The organism is Bacillus salipaludis (assembly GCF_004358205.1).
Genome location: NZ_SMYO01000004.1, coordinates 335007 through 353352 on the forward strand (window position 1 = coordinate 335007; position 18346 = coordinate 353352).

The window sequence follows — 18346 nt, forward strand, 5'->3', positions numbered from 1 at the left end:
AATCATTTCACGTTACCACTGTTTAGGAGTTGCTAACAGATTCTATTTGTTATAAGATTGTAATGAGAATAGAATGAGAATGAATTTTTTAAGTACTGCGTTCTATAAGACACAATAACTTTCTTTTCGGAGGTATAGATATGGCTGGATCAACATTAACTATCAAGGATCTACATGTAGAAATTGATGGAAAAGAAATTTTGAAAGGTGTAAACCTTGAAGTAAAAGGTGGAGAAATCCACGCAATCATGGGACCAAATGGTACAGGTAAATCGACGTTATCGTCTGCAATCATGGGTCACCCTAAATATGAGGTAACGAGCGGAAATATTATTTTAGACGGTCAAAACGTCCTTGAAATGGAAGTAGATGAGCGAGCTCGTGCCGGCCTATTCTTAGCTATGCAATACCCAAGTGAGATAAACGGCGTAACGAATGCCGACTTTTTACGTTCAGCAATCAATAGCCGCCTTGGTGAAGGCAATGAAATCTCCTTGATGAAATTTATCCGTAAAATGGATAAACAAATGGAATTCCTTGAAATGGACCTTAATATGGCGCAGCGTTATCTAAATGAAGGATTCTCCGGCGGTGAGAAGAAGCGTAATGAAATTCTTCAATTAATGATGCTTGAGCCTAAAATGGCGATCTTAGACGAAATTGACTCTGGTCTTGACATCGATGCCTTAAAGGTTGTTTCAAAAGGAATTAATCAAATGCGCGGTGAGGATTTCGGCTGCTTAGTTATTACTCACTATCAACGACTTTTAAACTATATCACTCCTGACTACGTGCATGTAATGATGCAAGGCCGTATCGTGAAATCAGGCGGTCCAGAACTTGCACAACGCTTAGAAGCAGAAGGATATGACTGGATCAAGAAAGAACTTGGAATTGAAGATGAAACAGTTGAGCAAGCTTAAGTAAGCGTTAGGAGGATTACGATGACAACAGAAACGAAATTACCGTTTGATCAGGATTTTGTTCGCTCCTTTTCAAAGCAAGCAGGTGAACCTGCTTGGATGGAAGAGCTCCGCGTAAAGGCATTTGCTGATGTCAATATACTTCCAATGCCAAGACCGGAAAAAACAAAAATTGATAAATGGAACTTTACCCAATTTGCTTCACATACTGTGAAAAGCGAGCCATTCTCTTCTCTAAATGAATTACCTGAAGAAGTAAAATCGCTCGTAGCAGAAAATAAAAATCTATACATTCAACGCAATCAAACACCTGCGTTTTTATCTTTATCAGAAGAACTTAAAAACAAAGGCGTCATTTTCACAGATCTTTTTACTGCTGCAAAAGAGCATGGTGATTTGTTGAAAAAATATTACATGACTCAAGCGATTAATGCCGATGAGCATCGCTTGACTGCACTTCATGCAGCTCTTGTAAACGGTGGAGTATTCTTATATATTCCAAAAAACTTAGAAGTTTCCGAGCCAATTCAGGCTGTCTATTTACATGATAATGCTGAAACGAATCTTTTCAACCATGTCATTGTCGTTGCGGAAGATAATAGTTCTGTTACGTATGTTGAAAACTATATTTCTACAGTAGATTCAGCTGCTGGAATCTTCAATTTAGTGACTGAAGTAGTTGCAAACGCAAATGCTCAAGTTCGATATGGTGCAGTTGATAATCTTGCAAAAGGTATCACCACTTATGTAAACCGCCGTGGTGTTGCCGGCAGAGATGCCAGAATTGAATGGGCACTTGGGTTAATGAATGAAGGAAACACCATTTCCGAAAACACCACCAATCTTATTGGTGATGGTTCTTATGGGGATACCAAAACGGTTGTGGTTGGACGTGGTGAACAAACACAGAATTTCACAACGAAAATCGTCCACTTTGGCAAGAACACAGAAGGATATATTTTGAAGCATGGTGTAATGAAAGACAGCGCGACATCAATTTTTAATGGAATTGGTAAAATTGAACATGGTGCATCAAAATCGAATGCCGAACAAGAATCACGCGTGTTGATGCTTAGCGAAAAAGCCCGCGGTGATGCAAACCCAATTCTTTTGATTGATGAAGATGATGTCACAGCTGGCCACGCTGCTTCTGTTGGTCGTGTTGATAACGTTCAGCTTTACTACTTAATGAGCCGCGGTATTCCAAAAGCGGAAGCAGAACGATTAGTTATTCATGGATTCCTCGCACCTGTAGTAAATCAACTTCCAATTGAAGGTGTTAAAAAGCAGTTAACTGAAGTGATTGAAAGGAAAGTGCGTTGAGATGAATATCCAAGATATTCGCAAACTGTTTCCGATTCTAGACCAAGAAGTTAATGGTAAGCCACTTGTGTATTTGGATAGTTCCGCAACATCGCAAAAGCCTATTCAAGTGATTGAGGCCGTTGAAAAATATTATCGTGAAATCAATTCCAATGTCCATCGTGGTGTGCATACATTAGGTACAAGAGCAACAGATGCATATGAAGGTGCCAGGGAAAAGGTTCGCAAGTTTATCAACGCAAAATCAACTCAAGAGATTATTTTTACTAGAGGAACAACGACTTCTATAAATACGGTTGCAGCTAGCTATGCGGCAGCAAATTTAAAGGAAGGCGACGAAATCGTCATTACTTATATGGAGCACCATAGTAATATCATCCCTTGGCAGCAGGTTGCCAAACGGACAGGTGCCATATTGAAGTATATCGATCTCCAAGAAGATGGCACTATTTCTTTAGATGATGTAAGAGCACAGGTTACACCAAATACGAAAGTTGTTTCCGTTATGCAAGTTTCAAATGTACTGGGTTCTATTAATCCTGTTAAGGAAATTGCTAAAATTGCGCATGAAAATGGCGCAGTAATGGTGGTAGACGGAGCTCAAAGTGCACCACATATGAAAATTGATGTTCAAGATTTAGACTGTGATTTTCTTGCTTTTTCCGGACATAAAATGTGCGCTCCAACGGGTATCGGCGTTCTTTATGGCAAAAAGGAGCTGCTTGAAAATATGGAGCCAATTGAATTTGGCGGTGAAATGATTGATTTTGTCCATTTACAAGAATCAACATGGAAGGAACTGCCGTGGAAATTCGAGGGCGGTACCCCAATTATTGCCGGTGCTGTCGGCCTTGGAGCTGCCATCGACTTTTTAAATGAAGTTGGTTTGGATAATATTACCGAGTATGAACATAAACTTGCTGCTTATGCATTAGATAAATTATCTTCCGTACCTGGTATTACGATTTATGGACCTCATGATCCAGCAAAACGTGCAGGCTTGGTTACGTTTAATATTGATGATGTTCATCCACACGATGTTGCAACTGTCCTCGATGCAGAAGGAATTGCCGTCCGGGCAGGACATCACTGTGCACAACCGTTAATGAGATGGCTGAAAGCCACAGCGACAGCACGTGCCAGCTTTTACCTATATAATACGGAAGAAGATATTGATAAACTCGTTGAAGGGCTTGTCAAAACAAAGGAGTATTTCAGCGATGTCTTCTAATTTAGATTTAGATGCACTTTACCGAAGAGTTATAATGGACCATTATAAAAAACCGCGTAACCGTGGTATTTTAGAGGATGGCAGTCATACGATTAATATGAATAACCCAACCTGTGGCGACCGCATTCAATTAACCTTTAAGGTGGAAAATGGAATCGTCGAGGATGCCAGGTTTGAGGGTGAAGGCTGTTCGATTTCCATGTCCTCTGCATCGATGATGACGCAGGCGATTAAAGGGAAAAAAGTCGAAGAGGCTTTAAAACTTTCAAAAATCTTTTCCGATATGATGCAGGGAAAAGAAGTAGATGATGATATCGATTTAGGTGATATTGAAGCACTTCAAGGTGTTTCGAAATTCCCTGCCAGAATCAAGTGTGCAACCTTAGCATGGAAGGCCATGGAAAAAGGTTTGAAGGAAGAGGAATAATAATATAACGGTAAGGAGTTCACACCTTACCTGTTTAAAAGGGAGGAAGACGACAATGGCAAAAAAAATGCCTGAAATCGGTGATTATAAATATGGTTTTGCCGATAAAGACGTTTCCATATTCCGGTCAAAACGTGGTTTAACACGTGAAATTGTTGAAGAGATTTCAAAAATGAAGAGTGAACCTCAGTGGATGCTTGATTTCCGCTTAAAATCACTTGAGCATTTTTATAATATGCCAATGCCACAATGGGGCGGGGACTTAAATTCATTAAACTTCGACGAAATCACTTACTATGTAAAACCATCTGAGAAATCGGAGAAGTCATGGGACGAAGTACCGGAAGAAATCAAAGCGACATTTGACAAGCTTGGTATTCCAGAAGCAGAACAAAAGTATCTTGCAGGGGTTTCTGCTCAATATGAATCTGAGGTTGTTTATCATAACATGAAGGAAGATCTTGAAGCACTAGGAATCGTTTTTAAGGATACCGATTCAGCTCTTAAAGAAAATGAAGATATTTTCCGTGAGCACTGGGCAAAGGTTATTCCTCCAACTGATAATAAATTTGCTGCATTGAATTCCGCAGTTTGGTCAGGTGGTTCATTTATTTATGTACCGCCGGGTATTAAAGTGGATACACCATTGCAAGCCTATTTCCGGATTAACTCAGAAAATATGGGCCAATTTGAACGTACTTTAATTATTGTGGATGAAGGTGCAAGTGTACACTATGTAGAAGGATGTACTGCTCCTGTTTATACAACAAACTCCTTACACAGTGCGGTTGTTGAAATCATCGTTAAAAAAGGTGGATATTGCCGTTACACTACCATTCAAAACTGGGCTAACAATGTTTACAACCTTGTAACAAAACGGACAGTCTGCGAAGAAAATGCCACAATGGAATGGATCGATGGAAATATCGGTTCTAAATTAACAATGAAATATCCTGCGGTAATCCTTAAAGGTGAAGGTGCCCGCGGTTTAACTCTATCCATTGCGATTGCTGGCAAAGGTCAAGTCCAAGATACAGGCTCTAAGATGATTCATCTAGCACCAAATACATCTTCGACAATTGTATCTAAGTCCATTTCTAAGCATGGTGGAAAAACAAACTATCGTGGTTTGGTTCATTTCGGCCGGAAAGCTGATGGAGCCCGTGCTAACATTGAGTGTGATACGTTGATTATGGATAATTTATCGACATCCGATACGATTCCATACAATGAAGTGTTAAATAACAATATTTCACTTGAGCATGAAGCAAAAGTTTCGAAAGTATCCGAGGAACAGCTCTTTTACTTGATGAGCCGCGGAATTTCTGAACAAGAAGCAACTGAAATGATCGTAATGGGCTTCATTGAGCCATTTACAAAAGAATTACCAATGGAATACGCCGTTGAAATGAACAGATTAATCAAGTTCGAGATGGAAGGTTCTATCGGTTAATATGAAAAATCCGCTTGCTGACTTTGGCAGGCGGATTTTTGTGTATTTTGGTATTTAACTGAAGTTACAAAAAATACACAAAAAATTAGGTTATGCTATTATTATAAACGGAGGTGATGTGGATTGATTTACATCGGTGTTACAGGCTGGGGCGATCAAGACAGCCTTTATCAGGGGCAAATATCACCAAGGGATAAACTAAAAGAATATGCGGGGCATTTTCCGATTGTTGAAGTTGACTCGACTTTTTATGCTATCCAGCCACAGCGAAATGCCGAGAAGTGGGTTAATGAAACACCCGAATCCTTTCAATTTATTGTAAAAGCCTATCAGGGGATGACGGGACATATGCGCGGTGAAATTCCCTTTCACAATAAGCAGGAAATGTTCTCGGCTTTCAAAGATTCACTTGAACCATACATAAACAAAAATAAATTGGCAATAGTCCTATTTCAATTCCCACCATGGTTTCATTGTTCACGTGAAAATGTTGAATATTTAAGATGGTGTAAAAATGAAATGGGTGAAATCCCTTGCGCACTAGAATTTAGACATCAATCGTGGTTCACACCGCAATACCGAAACAAGACACTTGATTTTATGAAAAAAGAAGAATGGATTCATAGCATTTGTGATGAACCGCAATCGTGTGAGGGGTCTATTCCCACTGTATTAGAAACCCTTGATTCTGAACAGGTCTTAGTCCGCTTGCATGGCCGTAATGTTCACGGCTGGCAAAAACGGAATGCCGATAATTGGCGTGAGGTCCGATACCTTTACCGCTATAATCAGCAGGAACTTGAGGAATGGGCTGCTAACCTAAAAAAATTAGAAACTGAATCCAAGGACGTTTACGTTCTCTTTAATAATAATTCAGGCGGAGACGCGGCGGATAATGCGAAAGAAATGATTGACCTGTTAGAAATAGAATATGAGAGCCTTGCCCCAAGGCAATTGGATTTATTTTAAAGAAGGAGAATACAGAAATGGAATGGGTTATTTTACTGATTGTCGGACTTTTAGCCAGTTCTTTAGGTTCGCTAATCGGTCTTGGCGGGGGAATTATTGTCGTTCCAGCACTTCTCTATTTTGGGGGATTATCGTGGTTCGGTCATGTTTCACCTCAAGTAGCAGTTGGGACTTCATTGTTTACAATGATTTTTACCGGTTTATCTTCAACACTTGCGTATATGAAACGGAAAACCGTTGATTATAAAAGTGGTCTTATTTTTTTGATTGGAAGCGGACCCGGAAGTATTTTAGGTGCATGGGTCACTGAAAAATTGAATTTGCACTCATTTAGTATCTTTTTTGGAATCTTTATTATTTTCGTATCCATTGTTTTATTGTTAAAGGATAAGTTAAAGCCGATTCCCTACCGTAAAGAGAAGGGGATTGTACGCACTTTTAGGGATAATGAAGGCAAAACCTATGAATATGGATTCAATCCGTTTGTCGGGATTCTAATCGCCTTTATAGTTGGATTTTTGTCAGGAATCTTTGGTGTGGGCGGAGGTTCATTAATGGTTCCGACCATGATATTAGTGTTTTTCTTTCCGCCGCATGTTGCGGTGGCAACTTCCATGTTTATGATTTTACCAACATCTATCCTCAGTTCGATTACTCATGTGGTTTTAGGAAATGTGAATTGGCTTTACGCTTTAGCATTAATTCCAGGTGCGTGGATCGGGGCTAAGGTAGGGGTTTATTTGAATTCAAAGCTTAAAAGCAAAACGATTGTTTTGATTTTACGAACGATATTAGTGATTGTTGGGCTTCAACTTATTTATGAAGGAATTATAGGATAAGGAAGAGAACTTAGAATGGAAATCATTCAGATTTATCATACAAATGATATTCATAGCCATTTAGAGCATTGGCCGCGAATTGAGAAATTTTTATTAACCCAAAAGGAACTCGACCAAAAGCAAGGAGATGAAGTTTTCCTTTTTGATATTGGTGATTTCATCGACCGCTGGCATCCTTTATCAGAGGGAACAAAAGGAAGAGGAAATATTGAACTGTTAAATGGTTGCGGCTATGATGCTGTAACGATTGGCAATAATGAAGGGATTAACCTGCCTTTTCATGATTTGGATCATTTGTATGACGATGCACAATTCGATGTGTTGCTGGCGAATTTATATAAAGAGGGAAATACCTCTCCTGAATGGGTACAACCCTATAAAATTTATCAAACAAAAAAGGGGACCCGAATCGGGGTTATTGGCTTAACGGCACCGTTTACGCATCTTTATCAATTGCTTGGCTGGGAGCTTTCTGATCCAATTGCAGAGCTCAGGAAATGGATGAAACCATTATCGGAAAAAAGTGATCTTATCATTTTACTGTCCCATCTTGGTTTAAATATTGATGAGCAGATAGCAGTAGATTTCCCTGAAATTGATGTTATTCTTGGGGGCCATACCCACCATATTCTTCTAGAAGGAAAGCAAATAGGGGAAACCCTTCTTGCTGCTGCAGGAAAGTACGGCAACTTTATTGGTCTGGTTACCCTAACACTACAGCCTGATAAAAAAATTGCAAACAAACAGGCAATTCTTTTTCCGTTTGAGACGCTTTCCGAAGTGAAAAATGAGCAAAGCAAGATAGATGAATTTTTTTCAACTGGCAAGGAGCTTTTAAAAGAGAAAATTACTTTTTTAAAGGAACCTTTAGAGGCTAACCCCTTTGAAAAGACCAAGCTTTCTAGGATATTGTGCCAGGCACTCCGCGAATGGTGCAAGGCAGATTGCGCCTTTATTAATGCAGGATTACTCTTAGGCCCGCTATCAGGAGAGGTTACAGCAAATGATTTATTAGCCATTTGCCCCCACCCCATTAATCCTTGTAAGGTAGATTTAACCGGACGTGAATTGCAGGAGGTTCTCGAAAAAACGAAGGATCCCGATTGGCCGGAAAAGAAAATCCTGGGGCTTGGTTTTAGGGGAACAGTAATGGGAATGATCGTATATGAAGGGGTCATCTTCCAAGAGGATGCCATCTATATAAATAATGAGAAATTGGATTTTGAAAAAGTTTACTCTTTGGCTCTTCCCGATATGTTTACGTTTGGACATTTCTTTGACGAAAATTTTAAAAGGAAACAAAAAAAATACTATCTCCCAGAATTCCTACGTGATTTATTGAAATGGAAATTACAATTGGATGCTTAGGGTATACACTCTTTTTCGGGCACTGTCATAAAGTGTAGAAGAAGGGAGTGTGGGAACTTGATTGATCTTTCACCAATCGAATTGAACGGCCATACTTTTTTAGCAGTAACTGTACTGCTTCCAAAAACAACGTTGCTGTCAATCTCAAACGATAAGGGATATATTATGTGCGGTGCCTTAGATGTTGGATTATTAAATGATCAATTAAAGGATCGTAAAATTGTTGCCGGCCGGGCAGTAGGAGTAAGAACCATCGACCAGCTCCTTAACGCCCCGCTGGAGTCGGTAACATTTGAGGCTGAAAGCTTAGGGATTTATAAAGGCATGATTGGCAGGGAAGCCCTGCTGAAAATGATTTAAAACAGCTTGTCTGATGGCAGGCTGTTTTTTATGATTTGTGCTAGGTCCACCAGTTCAAGCATACACATAGCTTGTAAGGGGGGATTTTTTTGGCAAAATTTCGTTCGCGATATAAGCGTAAGGGACCACTGCCTCTCCGCTATGTGATGCTGCTGTCATTTGTCTTTTTTCTCTTTTCTTCTGCACTTGGCTTATGGATGATCAACAAAGGGCTAGAGCCGACATTAATGAGATATGCTGAGTCCCAGTCCAGAAAAATAGCTGCATCTGTGATCAATAACGCCATCACGAAAAAAACAGTGGACGTTGGCGATGTGATTGGAATTGAACCTGGGACAAATGGAAACGCACAAAGCGCCTATTTGAAAACAGAATTAATTAACCAAAAATTATCGGAAATTACCAGTCAGATACAGAAAAATTTGTCGCGTGCGGAAAAGGGAGACGTCGATGCACTAGAACAATTAACAGATGTTGAAATCGAAAAAGAATCAACCGAAAAAACGGATGGGATTGTTTGGTATGTACCCTTAGGTCAGGCAACCAATCTTGCTCTATTTGGTAACTTGGGTCCAAAAATACCGGTAAGATTTCATGCTATCGGGGATGTGCGTCCGGATGTAAAAATTTCTACAGAAGCATTGGGAATCAACAATACATGGATTAAGGTGAACATCCATCTTGAGGTAGCGGTTCAGATTATTACACCATTTGCAACGAAAATTACCAAGCTAACTCAAAATATCCCCGCTGGAGGAAAACTAATCGAAGGTAAGGTTCCACAATTCTATAACAGTGGAGGCGGTTTGCTGCCATCCATTCAATTACCGGATTCAACAAACAGTAACAAAACCACTACCACTAACGAAGAGAAATCTAAGTCCAAAAAATAAAAGGACTGTCTTTTAGCGGACAGTCCTACCTTCTTTTTCTTATTTTAATTCTTTCCTGACGTTCCCACATGGCTAAATGTGGATATGGATCAAATGACCATTCGGTGATTCCATTGTCTTTATACATCCCATAGTGTAAATGTGGAGGGAATTTACCGGATGTTCCTGGAGGCCCATAACCAGAGCTTCCAACACTGCCAATGACCATTCCCGGTTCGACCACCTGACCAACGGATAAATCCTTTGCAAATCCATTTAAATGAGCAAAATAATGGTACGTATTATTTATGTCACGTATACCAATTCGCCAGCCGCCGAATTTATTCCATCCCTTCATTTCTACAATCCCATACTTGGTTGCCCTTACAGGGACACCGTAACCGGCAAAAATGTCGGTACCTTCATGGATTCTTCGTCCACCCCAGCCTCGTGCATCGCCCCATGTACTGCGATAGCTGTGATTAGCCCGAATAGGCATTGGGAATGCTTGGTCATCAAGATTTAGTCTGCCAAAGTGACGGTAGACCTTTGCCTTTCCCGCAATGATTCCAACGGTTTTATCACGATGATAATAATTCCACAAACCAATCTTAAGATTATCATGATCCAAGCCATAAGAAAGAAGGTAATGGGCAAATGTATATAAAACATCTTCATCATTATTACTATCCGCTTTTCCATCTCCATCCCCGTCGACGCCCAATCCATTAAAAAGCTGAATCGTTGCGGGATTTTGATCTGTTGGGTTAGGGTTTGTAAGACCTGCCCATTTTTCTGGGCTGATATAAATCGCAATCACACTTTCTGCTTTCGGCAAGTCTCTACGGACTTGACGGATACTTCTTTCATATTGATCAATGGCAGCAAGGTAGTACCAAGGAATCTGTGTAATCGTTTCAACTTTTTTGTAAAGTTTCATTCTTTCCTGGTATACATCAGGTTCTTTCGCATGAGCATCCCTGACAGCAAATGTAGAGGAAAAGAATAAAAGGAAAGTTCCAATTATCAGAGCTGCCCGCACAGGAATCCTCCTTCCAATTAATGTACACCATTAGTTTATGATTCTTTAGCCATTTCATAATGGTTAATAAATGGTAATGAATGTTTTTAGAATGAAATAATTCACAAAGTTGCAAAGTATTCTCGACTTGTCCTTCTGTGTACTCTATGTTAAAGTGACAACTGAGAGAACTCATTCACATACATAATGTAGGGGTGGAATACATGAGCACAAAAGAACCAATTTTAAGAAAGCCGGAATGGCTAAAAATAAAATTAAATACAAATGAGCATTATACTGGCTTAAAAAAAATGATGCGTGAAAAGAGCCTTCATACCGTTTGTGAAGAAGCGCGCTGCCCGAACATTCATGAGTGCTGGGCGGAAAGAAGAACGGCTACCTTTATGATTCTCGGAGATGTTTGTACCCGGGCATGCCGCTTCTGTGCGGTTAAAACAGGTCTGCCAACTGAATTAGATTGGCAAGAGCCTGAAAGAGTGGCTGACTCTGTTCAGTTAATGAACTTAAAGCATGTCGTCGTTACAGCTGTAGCCAGAGATGACTTGAAGGACGGCGGTGCTGCTGTATTTGCAGAAACCGTAAGAGCCATTCGTAGAAAAAATCCGTTTACCAGTATTGAAGTTCTGCCTTCAGATATGGGTGGCAAGGAAGAAAATTTAAGAATCTTGATGGATGCAAAGCCGGATATTTTAAATCATAATATCGAGACCACCAGACGCTTGACTCCAAGTGTAAGGGCAAGGGCTAAATATGATCGCTCATTAGAATTTTTACGTCGTGCAAAAGAAATGTATCCGGAAATTCCAACTAAATCAAGCCTAATGATTGGGCTTGGGGAGTCAAAGGAAGAAATTCTTGAAGTTATGGACGATTTAAGGGCAAACCAGGTAGATATTATGACCATTGGCCAATATTTACAGCCAACGAAAAAGCATTTAAAGGTTCAGAAATATTATAGCCCTCAGGAATTTGAGGAATTACGACAAATCGCCATGAGTAAAGGCTTCAGTCATTGCCAAGCAGGGCCACTTGTCCGTTCATCCTACCATGCAGATGAACAAGTAAATGAGGCGGCAAAACATAAGCAAGCTTTAGGTGAGCAAGAAATAAAAGAAGCATAACAAAAAGAGTTCAGCCGAATGAAAACGGCTGGACTCTTTTTGTTATTTAATGCATTTTACGGTCATCCGATGTTAAACCATTTTCATCTTCACTATCACTTAAGCGGTTTCCTTGTGGAGAGTCTTTCATTTGTCTGATAACATAGTTAATCGAATGTCTGGCGTTTTTGTTCCTTGCATCCATATGCGAAAGGTTTTCAACATCGCGCATTAAAGCTTTTTTATCGGTAACATATACATGATAGTATCGTGGAACAACAGACATGGCTGTCCTTTTTACCTGATCCGCTGTTAAATTACGATCCTTGGAATCGGTTGTATAAGCAACCAAAACCTCCTGGTCGGTTACCAAGGTTGCTACATCATGTACATTCGGCAGGTTTGTACTGTACTTACTAATAATATTCGCTACCTGTTCACGATCAAGGGCAGTGTAATGATTATTAGCTGTATTATCGTTCATGATTGGACTTTTTTGATGGCGGACATATCCGAAATCATTACTGACATTTCGAACACCCCGGCCAGCCCCCTCATTATAAAGCTCAGTCCTTTTATTGTTCACATTTATGGAATTTCCGCTTTCCTCGTAGACATCCCGGTTATTCATATCCTTTGAGCAGCCTGTTATGGTTGTAATCGTACATAACCCAAGGATGATCATCAACTTTTTCAATTTAAAACACCTCCTTTTTTTAGAATAGCCAGAAGGAGGATTTTTTTTCTTAGTAATTGATGGTGAATCGGTTATAATGGGAAGTAGGATTGACTGGTAAAATGAGGTGATAACATGATTGTAATAAACAATACCATTTATGATATGGTCGAGGAATACCGTAACGGATTTAACGAAGAGGCCTTTAAGGCAAGGTACAGTGATATTTTATCCAGGTATGACTATGTTGTCGGAGATTGGGGCTATGGGCAGCTCCGTTTAAAAGGATTTTTTGATGATCAAAATCAAAAGGCGACGTTCGATACAAAAATAAGCACACTTAGCGAATATATATATGAATACTGTAATTTCGGCTGTGCTTATTTCGTTTTGAAAAAAGTAAAAAAATAATGAAAGGACCCAAAAGCGGGGTCCTTTCATTATTTTATTCATTCATGGAATACGGCGGCTGTGCATCTGTATCCGGGTCATCATGCGGCTGATGTGCAGGTTCTATTTGTCGAGGTGCATCTTCATGCAATGATTTGAATTCCCAGTTAAAAGCTGAATAACGGCGCTGTCCCTCTTTCCAAGGAGTACTCTTATTCTGTACGGGATCATTTACTCGGAAAGTTGAGCCATAGGGTCCTTCTGGAAACTCTTGGGCGGTCAAATAATTTTCCCGCTTTTCCACCGTTGATATTTCTGTATATTTTTCCGCATCCTTTTTAGACATGTACCTCACTCCTTTTATCGTTAGTATGATAAAAGAAGTTCCTAAACATAATATCAATTTTTTGGTTAAACGATTTCAGAAAGAAAAGATCTTAATTCCTCTGCATCCTCTTCATTTAATTGAAAAGCGAATTCTAAATATCCTTCTTCTTCCAGGTCATCATGTCCGATAATGGCAAAACGGTTCCCTTGCATATCAAGGACAAGATGTTTGCCATAATGACGACTTGTTTGGACAATCGCTAGATCAAAACGTTGGTTTTCACCCACAAAGCTGACAAATCTCGTTCTTGTATTTTCTGTATCATCATATAAGAAAAATCGTTCGTTCATAAAACGGTCTCCTTTATTCACAACTTTTTTCGACACTCCCTTAATCATATCAAATATACAGTAATAAAGGGAGGAATGTTTTTTAATAATTAAAATGTCGTGAAAAGACAAAAGGTGCCAAAATGTGGTATAATTGTACTAATCACGTATGTTGACTTTTGAGAGGAATGAATGGAATGGTCCGTTGTTACATTGAAAAAGTTAAACGTGTAATACAATGGGGAAAGCTCCTTTTACCTCTTGCGTCCATACGATATTATCCCCCTCAATTTAATTTGCGCAACCCAATATTGGAAGGTGTTTCTGCTGCTTTTAAAGCAAGGCATGATGTAGCAGTAATTGTTTTTACCATAAAAAATTATTATGAATTGTCAGAAGCGGAGGGAAACTTTCATTCCTCTCCATTTATAAAAAAAATGAAACGAGTTTTTCAGAACTGTATAGAAAAGGAAATGGAAAAAAATGATGTTATTGCCCTTCATGACTATTATGAAGATGGCATTACCCTAATGATTAAGGTGGACTATGAACGGCATAGCCTCTCTGAAATTGATGAACTTGTGAATAAAATTATCCAAGAAGTGGAGCGTGATCTTCTCCAGCAAAATCCACCAGTCAGACCTGTTTTTGATGGTGGTTATATGTTCGTGGAGAAACATAATTTTTCGATTCAAAGCTCCATTGAAAGGGCTCATCGCCAGGCAATTGCAATGGCGGAACGAAAGATAGATGCAGAGTTGAATGAAATGATTTTTACGTTTAAGAAAATCATCTCTAAAAAAGAAATTCACCTATGGGCACAGCCGATTATTGATGTGGCAACAAGCGAAATTCACGCTTGGGAAATGCTAACTCGTGGTCCCAAGGGTGTATTAGAGGATCCTTTTCCGCTTTTTTCTGTTGCTAGGCAGACAGGAATGCTATATGACCTTGAAATGATTATTTTCGAAAAGATTTTTCAACAATTAAAGGCAACAAAAAGCAGGGAAAATATTTTTGTGAACTGTACGCCGCTGACGATTGGAAATATCCGATTTCCCCGCGATATTAAACAGTTACTTGAAAAATATAGAAGAATTTCCCCCAAACAGATTACGTTTGAAATAACTGAACATGATTCAATTGATGGAGTTGAAAATTTTACCTATAATCTTAAGGTCTTACGGTTAATGGGATTTCGATTTGCTGTTGATGATACTGGAGCAGGTTATAATAGTTTAAATACGATTAGTGAAATCATGCCTGATATCATTAAAGTGGATCGTTCCGTGATTGAGAATATCCACAAAAGTCCTGTAAAGGAATCCATGTTGAAGGGATTATTACTCGTGGCACGAGAAGCAGGGTCGTTAGTGGTAGCGGAAGGTATCGAAAATGAAGAGGAAGCCTCTGTATTAACGCGTAATAAGGTTGATTTAGCCCAAGGATACTATTATGCTAGACCTACCGCACTGGTGAAAGGAATTGCAACATAAGAGAAGCGGAAACAAGGAGTGGACAATCATGTATTTTGTTGATAGGGAAAAAATTGAAGCCATTTTAGTTTTTTTTGAAAAGCAAATTAGCCTTTTTTTAAGCCAGAAAAATTGGTCATCGCCAATTGAAAAGGCTGCTCTCGAACGTTTGACGCAGATGATGCTCGAGTCCGTACTGGATGTCGGCAATTCGATGATTGATGGATTTATTATGCGTGACCCTGGAAGCTATGAAGATATTATTGAAATTCTTACAGACGAAAAGGTGATTTCTGCAGAAAACGGCAATCGTCTAAAGATTCTCATTCAATATCGAAAATCTCTTGTGCAAAATTATACCGAAATCAATCATGATGAACTGTTAAAACAATTTTTAGAGAACATCGAAGCATTACACCAATTTTCGGCCAATGTCCGAGAATATATTGTAAATGAATTAGGCCCCGTTTCAGCATTTAAAAATTAATTATAAGACCGTCATTTGCGGTCTTTTTCCTATTTCAGGAAGGAGTATCTAATGAAAAAATATCAAGGTTATTTAATTGATTTAGATGGTACGATGTACAAAGGAACAGAGCGAATCGAAGCGGCTGCCGATTTTGTCAAAAAACTAGCAAACAAAGAAATCCCTTATTTATTTGTAACCAATAATTCTTCACGAACTCCAGCGAAGGTTGCGGATAAACTACGTGAATTTGATATTCCTGCAGAAGAGCATCAAGTGTTTACAACTAGCATGGCAACAGCTAATTATATTTTCAGTCAAAAGCCAGATGCTTCAGTTTATGTGATTGGTGAGGAAGGAATCCAAACCGCCATAAAAGAAAAAGGATTTCTAACTGCATCCGAGAGCGCTGATTTTGTGGTGGTTGGAATTGATCGTGCGATTACCTATGAAAAATTAGCAGTTGCCTGCTTGGCTGTAAGGAATGGGGCTGTGTTTATTTCTACCAACGGCGATATTGCGCTTCCGACAGAGCGAGGATTACTGCCTGGGAATGGTTCATTGACCTCTGTCATTTCCGTATCAACCCAGACAAAACCAATTTTTATTGGGAAGCCTGAATCGATTATTATGGAGCAGGCACTAAAGGTGTTGGGGACGGCCCAAGATGAGACCTTAATGGTGGGGGATAACTATGATACAGACATCATTGCGGGAATGAGTGCCGGCATGGATACTTTGTTAGTACATACAGGCGTTACCACAAAAGAATTGCTCGCCGGATATGACCGCAAACCAACCTATGTGGTGGATACATTAGACCAATGGGAGCCATAAAAAAAGAATGGAAGAGAGTTCCATCCTTAGGTTGTGTAAAATAGGGATTTTTCTCAGTAATTTTCTAAATCTAAAAACCAATTGTTTTTGAAAGTTCCTACAAAAGGGCTTGTTGCACAGACCAAACTTTAAAAATAATTAACGCGGTGAATTGTTAAAGATAACAAATAAAAAAAAGGCTATCGAAAAAGATGATTTTCGACAGCATGAGGATGGAAGAGTTCCATCCTTTTTATTCTTTATCCTGTTCCTCTTTGCGTGCAGCCCGGTGTGCCAAACGGCTTGATGCAGCGGCAGCAATCGCACCGACAATATCATCAAGGAAGGTGTGGCATTCACCAGTTGATTTATCGTTTAAATGAGCAAGGATACCTGGTTTCTGCTTATCAATATAACCGTAATTTGTAAAACCAATTGAACCGTAAACATTCACAATTGATAACGCAATAATTTCATCCACACCATAAAGGCTCTCGTCACGTTTAATAATGTCCTGGAGCGGCTCCTCTAATAAGCCTTTTTCCCCTAGTTTATCGAGCTGTATCCCTGTTAAAATTGCGTTTTGAACCTCGCGCTTTGACAGTACCCTTTCTACGTTGGCAATACAGTCCTCCATTTGTAAATTTTCATGATACTTATTTTGGAGAAAATAAACTAAATCGGCAATATCCTGAATTTCAACGCCTCTTTCTTTAATCCATCTTCGAGCGGTTTCTTCAAGAATATCCATTTTTTTGTCTGCTGCCATACAATCACCTTTTCTATGAATTTTCACGATTGTTCTCTATATATTATTGATTTTTTCCTTAACATATGCACTTTTTTCAAAAATGAATTGAAAAACGGGAACCAACAAGTTTTTAAAGACCCCTACATATATATAAAGGAAAAAGAGGTTTCGAAAGAGGTGGCGGCATGCTGCAGAAATTACTGGAGAACCAGTATGGAATAAAGGTTGAGGAATATCTGAAATTAGATTCCTATGACGCTTTAAGGGGAAATGGCTGGCTTTATTTAGTCTCTAAGCCCGGTGGCAAGGAGGAAACGGATATTTCGGAATTGGAGAAAATAGCAGTGCATCTTAGAAACTTTGGAGACCAGCATGTTCCAGTTTTCCTTTCATCAAAAGACGGGAATTTGATAACAACCTGGGAGCAAAATAAATATTGTGTTCTCGCAAACAAGCAGACTGAAAAACCACAAAAAATTAAATTAGGCCGCAAATTGGCCAAATTCCATGAGCGCGGCCGAAATGTTCCGTTTCAAATCGAAAGAACTAGCAGGATTGGCCAGTGGAAGTCCCTATGGGAAAAGCGCCTGGAGCAAATGGAGAAGGTATGGAATGGACAGTTGTTTCAAACACCGGAGGATGAATTTGAAAAAATGTTTATTGAATCTTTTCCTTACTATTTGGGGTTAACCGAAAATGCCATTCAATACTTAGTGGATACCGAAATTGACGATGAACCTATGGACTTTGATGCTGGAACTGTGTGCCACGAACGATTTTCAAAAAATTCTTGGGGCAGAAATTATTATATTAAAAATCCATTTGATTGGGTATTTGACCATCGGAGCCGGGATCTTGCTGAATGGACCAGGGAGCGCTATTTCAGAAACAATCAAACATATGATCAGGAATTAAAACAGTTTTTCGATGAATATCAAAGCATTGCTCCATTGTCTTCCTTTTCTTGGCGGCTTTTATATGCTCGTTTATTATTTCCATTACATTATTTTGAGTGTGTTGAAAATTATTATATTACTCGATCTGAACAAGATAAAAAGCTTTTGGAGGAGAAATTAAGTAAAATCTTAAGGCAATCATCAGAGTATGAACAATTTCTTGGGGGCTTTTACCTATTATCAGGAGCTCCAATTAAAAGACTGAATCTACCACTGCCTGAATGGCTTATGGTAAAATAATTTTAAAAGTGT

At 39.2% G+C, this 18346-nt stretch carries 21 protein-coding genes; 16 read left to right on the forward strand and 5 right to left on the reverse strand.

Annotated elements, in window-relative coordinates; all coding sequences use genetic code 11:
- Nucleotides 1–140: 140 nt before the first annotated feature.
- From sufC to yunB, 10 genes are all read left to right on the forward strand, one after another.
- Nucleotides 141–923 (forward strand): Fe-S cluster assembly ATPase SufC, encoded by a 783-nt coding sequence (gene sufC / locus E2K98_RS09710; RefSeq protein ID WP_133334045.1) that lies wholly within the window; start codon nucleotides 141–143, stop codon nucleotides 921–923.
- Between the two features lie 21 nt (nucleotides 924–944).
- Nucleotides 945–2246, forward strand: a complete 1302-nt coding sequence (gene sufD / locus E2K98_RS09715; protein ID WP_133334046.1) for a Fe-S cluster assembly protein SufD — start codon at nucleotides 945–947, stop codon at nucleotides 2244–2246.
- A 1-nt stretch (nucleotide 2247) separates the two neighbouring features.
- Nucleotides 2248–3477, forward strand: a complete 1230-nt coding sequence (locus tag E2K98_RS09720) for a cysteine desulfurase (RefSeq protein WP_133334047.1) — start codon at nucleotides 2248–2250, stop codon at nucleotides 3475–3477.
- Complete coding sequence (gene sufU, locus E2K98_RS09725) at nucleotides 3467–3904, forward strand: Fe-S cluster assembly sulfur transfer protein SufU (RefSeq protein WP_133334048.1); 438 nt, start codon at nucleotides 3467–3469, stop codon at nucleotides 3902–3904. Before E2K98_RS09720 ends, sufU begins: the two co-directional genes overlap by 11 nt.
- A gap of 55 nt (nucleotides 3905–3959) precedes the next feature.
- Nucleotides 3960–5357, forward strand: a complete 1398-nt coding sequence (gene sufB, locus E2K98_RS09730; RefSeq protein WP_133334049.1) for a Fe-S cluster assembly protein SufB — start codon at nucleotides 3960–3962, stop codon at nucleotides 5355–5357.
- A gap of 123 nt (nucleotides 5358–5480) precedes the next feature.
- Nucleotides 5481–6326: a DUF72 domain-containing protein gene (locus tag E2K98_RS09735; RefSeq protein ID WP_133334050.1), complete on the forward strand. Its 846-nt coding sequence runs from the start codon at nucleotides 5481–5483 to the stop codon at nucleotides 6324–6326.
- Nucleotides 6327–6343: 17 nt separating this feature from the next.
- Nucleotides 6344–7165, forward strand: coding sequence for a sulfite exporter TauE/SafE family protein (locus tag E2K98_RS09740; RefSeq protein WP_133334051.1), 822 nt, complete (start codon nucleotides 6344–6346; stop codon nucleotides 7163–7165).
- A gap of 15 nt (nucleotides 7166–7180) precedes the next feature.
- On the forward strand, nucleotides 7181–8533 hold the full coding sequence (locus E2K98_RS09745; protein WP_133334052.1) for a bifunctional metallophosphatase/5'-nucleotidase: 1353 nt from the start codon (nucleotides 7181–7183) through the stop codon (nucleotides 8531–8533).
- Nucleotides 8534–8590: 57 nt separating this feature from the next.
- Nucleotides 8591–8893, forward strand: a complete 303-nt coding sequence (locus E2K98_RS09750) for a YunC family protein (RefSeq protein ID WP_133334053.1) — start codon at nucleotides 8591–8593, stop codon at nucleotides 8891–8893.
- A gap of 89 nt (nucleotides 8894–8982) precedes the next feature.
- On the forward strand, nucleotides 8983–9786 hold the full coding sequence (yunB, locus tag E2K98_RS09755) for a sporulation protein YunB (RefSeq protein WP_133334054.1): 804 nt from the start codon (nucleotides 8983–8985) through the stop codon (nucleotides 9784–9786).
- A gap of 25 nt (nucleotides 9787–9811) precedes the next feature.
- Here the strand turns inward: yunB and E2K98_RS09760 are convergent, their stop codons facing one another.
- Complete coding sequence (locus tag E2K98_RS09760) at nucleotides 9812–10807, reverse strand: M23 family metallopeptidase (protein ID WP_372512731.1); 996 nt, start codon at nucleotides 10805–10807, stop codon at nucleotides 9812–9814.
- Nucleotides 10808–11010: 203 nt separating this feature from the next.
- Here E2K98_RS09760 and lipA point away from each other — a divergent pair, with 203 nt between their 5' ends.
- Nucleotides 11011–11928 (forward strand): lipoyl synthase, encoded by a 918-nt coding sequence (lipA, locus tag E2K98_RS09765; RefSeq protein ID WP_133334055.1) that lies wholly within the window; start codon nucleotides 11011–11013, stop codon nucleotides 11926–11928.
- 46 nt (nucleotides 11929–11974) lie between these two features.
- On the opposite strand, the gene E2K98_RS09770 is transcribed toward lipA, so the two are convergent.
- The gene (locus E2K98_RS09770) at nucleotides 11975–12604 is read right to left on the reverse strand and encodes a YhcN/YlaJ family sporulation lipoprotein (protein WP_133334056.1); all 630 of its coding nucleotides are present in this window, start codon (nucleotides 12602–12604) and stop codon (nucleotides 11975–11977) included.
- A gap of 114 nt (nucleotides 12605–12718) precedes the next feature.
- Here E2K98_RS09770 and E2K98_RS09775 point away from each other — a divergent pair, with 114 nt between their 5' ends.
- A complete protein-coding gene (locus tag E2K98_RS09775) occupies nucleotides 12719–12994 on the forward strand; it encodes a YutD family protein (protein WP_133334057.1) in 276 nt (91 codons plus the stop codon).
- Nucleotides 12995–13028: 34 nt separating this feature from the next.
- On the opposite strand, the gene E2K98_RS09780 is transcribed toward E2K98_RS09775, so the two are convergent.
- Together E2K98_RS09780 and E2K98_RS09785 are read right to left on the reverse strand one after the other, a co-directional pair.
- Nucleotides 13029–13319 (reverse strand): cytosolic protein, encoded by a 291-nt coding sequence (locus E2K98_RS09780; protein WP_133334058.1) that lies wholly within the window; start codon nucleotides 13317–13319, stop codon nucleotides 13029–13031.
- Nucleotides 13320–13384: 65 nt separating this feature from the next.
- Nucleotides 13385–13651 carry a DUF3055 domain-containing protein gene (locus tag E2K98_RS09785; protein WP_026576053.1) on the reverse strand — a complete coding sequence of 89 codons (267 nt, stop codon included), beginning with the start codon at nucleotides 13649–13651 and terminating at the stop codon, nucleotides 13385–13387.
- A gap of 176 nt (nucleotides 13652–13827) precedes the next feature.
- Here E2K98_RS09785 and E2K98_RS09790 point away from each other — a divergent pair, with 176 nt between their 5' ends.
- From E2K98_RS09790 to E2K98_RS09800, 3 genes are read left to right on the forward strand one after another with little or no spacing between them, the layout of a single operon-like run.
- On the forward strand, nucleotides 13828–15126 hold the full coding sequence (locus tag E2K98_RS09790; RefSeq protein ID WP_235824772.1) for an EAL domain-containing protein: 1299 nt from the start codon (nucleotides 13828–13830) through the stop codon (nucleotides 15124–15126).
- Nucleotides 15127–15154: 28 nt separating this feature from the next.
- Nucleotides 15155–15592 (forward strand): DUF86 domain-containing protein, encoded by a 438-nt coding sequence (locus E2K98_RS09795; protein ID WP_026576055.1) that lies wholly within the window; start codon nucleotides 15155–15157, stop codon nucleotides 15590–15592.
- Between the two features lie 51 nt (nucleotides 15593–15643).
- Nucleotides 15644–16408 (forward strand): TIGR01457 family HAD-type hydrolase, encoded by a 765-nt coding sequence (locus E2K98_RS09800; protein ID WP_133334060.1) that lies wholly within the window; start codon nucleotides 15644–15646, stop codon nucleotides 16406–16408.
- A gap of 232 nt (nucleotides 16409–16640) precedes the next feature.
- Here the strand turns inward: E2K98_RS09800 and E2K98_RS09805 are convergent, their stop codons facing one another.
- Nucleotides 16641–17156: a phosphatidylglycerophosphatase A family protein gene (locus E2K98_RS09805; protein WP_026576057.1), complete on the reverse strand. Its 516-nt coding sequence runs from the start codon at nucleotides 17154–17156 to the stop codon at nucleotides 16641–16643.
- A 167-nt stretch (nucleotides 17157–17323) separates the two neighbouring features.
- Between E2K98_RS09805 and yutH the strand changes: the two genes are divergently transcribed.
- On the forward strand, nucleotides 17324–18334 hold the full coding sequence (yutH, locus tag E2K98_RS09810; protein ID WP_133334061.1) for a spore coat putative kinase YutH: 1011 nt from the start codon (nucleotides 17324–17326) through the stop codon (nucleotides 18332–18334).
- Nucleotides 18335–18346: the final 12 nt, after the last annotated feature.